This is a genomic window from Rhizobium sp. CF142, assembly GCF_000281145.1.
In the GTDB taxonomy this organism is placed as follows: domain Bacteria; phylum Pseudomonadota; class Alphaproteobacteria; order Rhizobiales; family Rhizobiaceae; genus Rhizobium.
In genome coordinates this window covers 22,155-28,686 of record NZ_AJWE01000017.1, presented here as the reverse complement: position 1 = coordinate 28,686, position 6,532 = coordinate 22,155, and the positions used below count along the sequence as shown (strand labels likewise).

Sequence of the window (6,532 nt, the reverse complement as noted above, 5' to 3'; positions counted from 1 at the left end):
GCGGGCGAAGCACTTCGCCCGCCGAATGTTTTTCCGGGAGTGCGTCTCCCGATGACATTTTCCAGGCGCGCGCTATCTGTGTGAATGGAAAGACGGCAGTTCCGGATGGGCCGGATCTGCCAAACCAACCGTTGACCTGTCATGGGGCAGGATTGCCGGATGCTTTCGGCCAGAGTTTCACAAGAGCTTTGGCCCGATTTCCCAAGGGAAATCGTCCGCTCGAAGCTTCCCGTTGTCTTGCCCGTGATGCGTCACACTGATTGTGGTCGACGCTATGCTGCTCCTCACGGAGACGGCGCGTTGGCTGCATTGAAGGACAAGACATGTTCGATACACATAAAGTAGAAATCGAGTGGGCAGGCCGCCCGCTCAAGCTCGAGACCGGCAAGATCGCCCGTCAGGCTGACGGTGCTGTGCTCGCCACCTACGGCGAAACCGTGGTTCTTGCGACCGTCGTTTCCGCCAAGGCACCGAAGCCCGGCCAGGACTTCTTCCCGCTGACGGTCAACTATCAGGAAAAGACCTATGCAGCCGGCAAGATCCCCGGCGGCTACTTCAAGCGCGAAGGTCGCCCGAGCGAAAACGAAACCCTCGTTTCCCGCCTGATCGACCGCCCGATCCGCCCGCTCTTCCCGGAAGGCTACAAGAACGACACGCAGGTCGTCGTCACCGTCATCCAGCACGACCTCGAGAACAACCCGGACATCCTGTCCATGGTCGCGACCTCTGCGGCGCTGACGCTATCAGGCGTTCCCTTCATGGGCCCGGTCGGCGGCGCACGCGTCGGCTACATCAATGGCGAATACGTTCTCAACCCGCATCTCGACGAGATGGATGAATCGAGCCTCGACCTCGTCGTCGCCGGCACATACGATGCCGTCCTGATGGTCGAATCCGAAGCCAAGGAGCTTCCGGAAGACGTCATGCTCGGCGCCGTCATGTTCGGCCACAAGGGCTTCCAGCCGGTTCTCGACGCGATCATCAAGCTCGCCGAAGTTGCTGCCAAGGAACCGCGTGACTTCCAGCCGGAAGACTATTCCGCTCTCGAATCCGAAATGCTCGGCCTTGCCGAAGGTGAACTTCGCGAAGCCTACAAGATCACTCAGAAGGCCGACCGCTACGCCGCCGTCGACGCCGTCAAGGCGAAGGTAAAGGCGCACTTCCTCCCGGAAGAAGGCGAAGCCCGCTACACGGCCGAAGAAGTCGGCGCAATCTTCAAGCACCTGCAGGCCAAGATCGTCCGCTGGAACATTCTCGACACCAAGAGCCGCATCGACGGCCGCGACCTCGAAACCGTTCGTCCGATCGTATCGGAAGTCGGCCTTCTGCCGCGCACGCATGGTTCGGCGCTCTTTACCCGCGGTGAAACGCAGGCGATCGTGGTTGCCACCCTCGGCACCGGCGAAGACGAGCAGTATGTCGACAGCCTGACGGGCATGTACAAGGAGCGCTTCCTGCTCCATTACAACTTCCCTCCCTACTCGGTTGGCGAAACCGGCCGCATGGGCTCCCCAGGTCGCCGTGAAATCGGCCATGGCAAGCTGGCATGGCGAGCAATTCGCCCGATGCTGCCGTCGGCCGAACAGTTCCCCTACACGCTGCGCGTCGTCTCCGAGATCACCGAGTCGAATGGCTCGTCCTCGATGGCTACCGTCTGCGGCACGTCGCTTGCTCTGATGGACGCAGGCGTTCCGCTTGCCAAGCCGGTTGCCGGTATCGCCATGGGCCTGATCCTCGAAGGCGATCGCTTCGCCGTCCTCTCCGACATTCTCGGTGACGAAGACCACCTCGGCGACATGGACTTCAAGGTCGCAGGTACTGCCGATGGCATCACCTCGCTGCAGATGGACATCAAGATCGCCGGTATCACCGAAGAGATCATGAAGGTCGCTCTTGGCCAGGCCCAGGGTGGCCGCGCCCACATTCTCGGCGAAATGGCGAAGGCCATCACCGAAAGCCGTGGCCAGCTCGGCGAATTCGCTCCGCGCATCGAAGTCATGAACATTCCGGTCGACAAGATCCGCGAAGTCATCGGCTCCGGCGGCAAGGTCATCCGCGAAATCGTCGAAAAGACCGGTGCGAAGATCAACATCGAGGACGACGGCACCGTCAAGATTGCCTCCTCTTCGGGCAAGGAAATCGAAGCCGCCCGCAAGTGGATCCACTCGATCGTTGCCGAGCCGGAAATTGGCCAGATCTACGAAGGCACGGTCGTCAAGACCGCTGACTTCGGTGCCTTCGTCAACTTCTTCGGCGCCCGTGACGGCCTCGTCCACATCTCGCAGCTTGCTTCCGAGCGCGTCGCGAAGACCCAGGATGTCGTCAAGGAAGGCGACAAGGTCTGGGTCAAGCTGCTCGGCTTCGACGAGCGCGGCAAGGTTCGCCTGTCCATGAAGGTCGTCGACCAGGCCACCGGCCAGGAAATCCCAGCCGCCGAAAAGGGCGACAAGAAGAAGGATGAAGCGGCCGAATAAGCCGCGCCTTCTTCGCTGATATCCGGGCGCGGGACTATTTCCGCGCCCTTTTTGTATTCGACCTTTGCGCAATTGCGGACGAAACCGCTGCGCAGTTTCCTGGAGTTGCTCCAGATGACGGGACCAGATCATGAGCCGCGAGACGCTGAAAACCCTTTTCCACCCCTTTGCCAGCGAAACCGTCACGCCGCCCGGCGAAGGCGAGCGTGTGCTCTTCCTCGGCGCAGAGGCAGGCTTTGCACTGCCGGAGGGCTTTACCGCGTCCCTGGAGGCCGTACAGGGCTTCAAGCCGCTCTACAGGCAGCTTCTGGCGCAGCGCATCGAGGCGAAGCCGGAGATCGACGGTGAAGACTATGATGCAGCGCTCGTGCTCTGCACCAAGCACAAGGGCGAAAACGAAGCCAATATCGCCGCTGCCCTTTCCCGCGTGAAGGCCGGTGGACTGATCGTCGTCGCCGGCGGCAAGGAAGACGGCATCCAGCCGCTGCGCAAGCGTGTGGAAGGTTTCGGCCTCGATACCGAGCATATGCCGAAATATCATGGCGTCGCCTTCTGGTTCGGCAGGCCGGCCGATGTCAGTGAGATCGTTGCGAAGTTCGGCAAGTCGCCGGTTCGCGTCGATGGCCGCTTCATTGCCTCGCCCGGCATGTTCTCGCATGACCGGCTCGACGCCGGTTCGCAGCTTCTCGCCTCGCGCCTGCCGACCGATTTTACCGGCGATGCGGCCGATTTCGGCGCCGGCTGGGGCTATCTCTCGACCGAACTTGCACAGAAGTCTCCTAACCTTGCCCGCCTTGACCTCTACGAGGCCAACTACGAGGCCCTGGAGGCCGCCAAGGCCAATCTGGCGGAGAACTGCCCGGACGCGCCTGTGCGCTTCTTCTGGCACGATCTGGCGGGCGAGCAGGTGCGGGACAAATACGATCTCGTCATCATGAACCCGCCCTTCCATGAGGGCCATGCGGCTGAGCCTTCTCTCGGACAGGCGATGATCAAAACGGCGGCCTCTTCGCTGCGCGGCGGCGGGCGGCTGATGCTGGTGGCCAATCGCGGCCTGCCTTATGAGCCCGTGCTTGCGGAGCATTTCAAGGATAGCGGCGAAACCTGCCGCAATGCCCGCTTCAAAGTATTGTGGGCACGTAAATAAAAAAGGCGGCCGATGGCCGCCTTTTCTTTTTAAGCCTTGTCCGGCCTTACTCGACGTCTGCCTTGCGCAGCGTCTCCAGTGTCGGCATGGAGGTGATGTTGTAGCCGGCATCCACGAAGTGGATTTCGCCCGTCACGCCCATCGAGAGGTCCGAAAGCAGGTACAGCGCGGAGCTGCCGACGTGATCGATGGTGACGGTCTTGCGCAGCGGCGCATTGCGCTGGTTCCACGACAGGATGGCACGGGCATCGGAAATGCCGGCACCGGCGAGCGTACGGATCGGGCCCGCCGAGATGGCGTTGACGCGGATGCCGCGCGGACCGTAATCGGCAGCCAGATAGCGCACGGAAGCTTCCAGAGCAGCCTTGGCGACGCCCATGACGTTGTAGTTCGGGATGACACGCGTGGAGCCGTTGTAGGTCAGCGTCAGCATGGTGCCGCCATCTTCCATCAGCGGCGCACAGCGCCTAGCGATCTCCGTGAAGGAGAAACAGGAGATGACCATGGTACGGCTGAAGTTCTCGCGCGTCGTATCGGCGTAGAGGCCCTTCAGTTCATTCTTGTCGGAAAAGCCGATCGCATGGACAATGAAATCCAGCTTGCCCCAGCGCTCCTTGATCGTGTCGATGACCGTGTCGACCGAAGCGATGTCCTCGACATCGCAGGGCAGAAGAAAATCGGAATTGACTTCGGCTGCAAGCGGCTTGACGCGCTTGCCCAGCGCATCACCCTGGAAAGTGAAAGCCAGTTCCGCGCCCTGGGCAGCGAGCGCCTTCGAAATTCCCCAGGCGATAGAATGGTTGTTTGCGACGCCCATGATGAGGCCGCGCTTACCCTGCATAATTCCGGTCATTGTTATTATCCGTTGTAGCGCTGGAACACGAGCGTGGCGTTGGTGCCGCCGAAGCCGAAGGAATTGGAGAGGGCAATGTCGATCTTGGCATTGTCGATGCGTTTGCGGACGATCGGCACGCCTTCGAATTCCGGATCGAGTTCCTTGATATGCGCGCTTTCGCCGATGAAACCTTCCTGCATCATCAGCAGCGAATAGATCGATTCCTGCACGCCAGCGGCACCGAGCGAATGGCCCGTCAGCGACTTGGTGGACTGGATATGCGGCAGCTTTTCGCCGAAAACCGCGCGGATGGCGCCGATTTCCTTGCTGTCGCCGACCGGTGTCGAGGTGCCGTGCGTGTTGATGTAGTCGACATCACCCTTCACGGTTGCCAGCGCCTGACGCATGCAGCGGATCGCGCCCTCGCCCGAGGGAGCCACCATGTCATAGCCATCGGAGGTTGCGCCGTAGCCAATGATTTCGGCATAGATCTTGGCGCCGCGCGCCTTGGCATGTTCCAGCTCCTCGAGGACGAGCACACCAGCGCCGCCGGCGATGACGAAGCCGTCACGGCTGACGTCATAGGCTCGGGAAGCGGTATCCGGCGTATCGTTGTACTTGGAGGACATGGCGCCCATGGCGTCGAAGAGGTTCGACATGGTCCAGTCGAGATCTTCGTGGCCGCCGGCGAACATCATGTCCTGCTTGCCCCACTGGATCATTTCAACGGCGTTGCCGATGCAGTGCGCTGACGTGGAGCAGGCAGACGAGATCGAATAGTTGACGCCGTGGATCTTGAACCAGGTGGCAAGCGTTGCGGACGCTGTAGACGACATCGCCTTCGGCACGGCGAAGGGGCCGATGCGCTTCGGGCTGTTGTTCTTGACGGTGATCTCAGCTGCTTCGATGAGCGTGCGCGTGGACGGACCGCCGGAACCCATGATGATGCCGACGCGCTCGTTTTCGCTGTAGTCCTTGTCTTCCAGGCCGGAATCGACGATCGCCTGCTTCATGGCGACATGGTTCCAGGCGCCGCCTTGCGACAGGAAGCGCATGGCGCGACGATCGACCAGTTCGGCGAGCTTGTCGGCGCCGAGCTTGGGGCTGCCCCAAACCTGGCACTTGAAGCCGTGTTCGGCGAAATCGCTGGAGAAGGAAATACCGGACTTTGCCTGGCGCAGGGATTCGGTGACTTCGGCCGCGTCGTTTCCGATCGAAGACACGACACCTAGACCCGTGACAACTACCCGTCTCATCTGATCAAACCCTTGTTGTTTTCGTGAGCCGCTCGAAACGCGGTTTTCAGGCCGTCTTGTCTTTCGAGAGACCGACGCGAAGATCGGTCGCCTGATAAATGGTTTCGCCATCCGCCTTCAGCCAGCCATCGGCAGTGCCGAGCACCAGACGGCCACGCATGACGCGCTTGAAGTCGATACCGTATTCAATCAGCTTGGTGTGCGGGCGGACCATGCCCTTGAACTTCACTTCGCCGGTGGAGAGCGCCATGCCGCGGCCCTGTTCACCGAGCCAGCCCAGATAGAAGCCGGTCAGCTGCCACATGCCGTCAAGGCCAAGGCAACCGGGCATGATCGGGTTGCCTTCGAAATGGCAAGGGAAATACCAGTCGTCAGGGCGAACATCGTATTCGGCCCGCAGATAGCCCTTGTCGAAGGCGCCGCCCGTTTCAGAGATATCCGTTATGCGATGAACCATCAGCATAGGCGGCAAAGGCAGCTGCGCATTGCCAGGCCCGAACAGCTCGCCATGTGCGCAGGCGATAAGTTCTTCATACGAGTAGCTGGACTGTCTGGTCGTCATAAATCTCTGTTTCCCCCCGCGTTCTTGGCGATGGATGTGTGTCTTTAGTCCAAGTTCACCAGAAAATGAAGCGCAAGCATGGCGGCTTCATTTCTTCGTTCCGGACCGGGCATGAGCCAGTATTTGGTGGTCGCATACAGGAAGGCCAAGGCCGCGACCAGACCTAATTGCGTCAAAAGCCCGTTTTTGCGGCCTTTCGAAGGCTCTTGTCCCCATTGAACTATTGAAAGGCTTTTGCGCAAAAGTTATATCGCTTTG

5 protein-coding genes are annotated in these 6,532 nt (G+C 60.5%); 2 read left to right on the top strand and 3 right to left on the bottom strand.

Translation table 11 applies throughout. The features are described 5' to 3' along the window. Window positions 1–323 precede the first annotated feature (323 nt). On the top strand, window positions 324–2,474 hold the full coding sequence (gene pnp, locus PMI11_RS05230; protein ID WP_007814154.1) for a polyribonucleotide nucleotidyltransferase: 2,151 nt from the start codon (window positions 324–326) through the stop codon (window positions 2,472–2,474). A 130-nt stretch (window positions 2,475–2,604) separates the two neighbouring features. Then, window positions 2,605–3,621 carry a class I SAM-dependent methyltransferase gene (locus PMI11_RS05225; RefSeq protein ID WP_007814152.1) on the top strand — a complete coding sequence of 339 codons (1,017 nt, stop codon included), beginning with the start codon at window positions 2,605–2,607 and terminating at the stop codon, window positions 3,619–3,621. 46 nt (window positions 3,622–3,667) lie between these two features. Here PMI11_RS05225 and fabI read toward each other — a convergent pair whose 3' ends face one another. The 3 genes from fabI to fabA are packed head-to-tail and all read right to left on the bottom strand — an operon-like array spanning window position 3,668 to window position 6,274. Further along, a complete protein-coding gene (gene fabI / locus PMI11_RS05220; protein WP_007814150.1) occupies window positions 3,668–4,474 on the bottom strand; it encodes an enoyl-ACP reductase FabI in 807 nt (268 codons plus the stop codon). Window positions 4,475–4,479: 5 nt separating this feature from the next. Then, a complete protein-coding gene (gene fabB, locus PMI11_RS05215) occupies window positions 4,480–5,712 on the bottom strand; it encodes a beta-ketoacyl-ACP synthase I (protein WP_007814148.1) in 1,233 nt (410 codons plus the stop codon). Between the two features lie 46 nt (window positions 5,713–5,758). Continuing rightward, entirely contained in the window at window positions 5,759–6,274 is a 516-nt protein-coding gene (fabA, locus tag PMI11_RS05210) for a 3-hydroxyacyl-[acyl-carrier-protein] dehydratase FabA (protein ID WP_007814145.1), read from the bottom strand. Window positions 6,275–6,532: the final 258 nt, after the last annotated feature.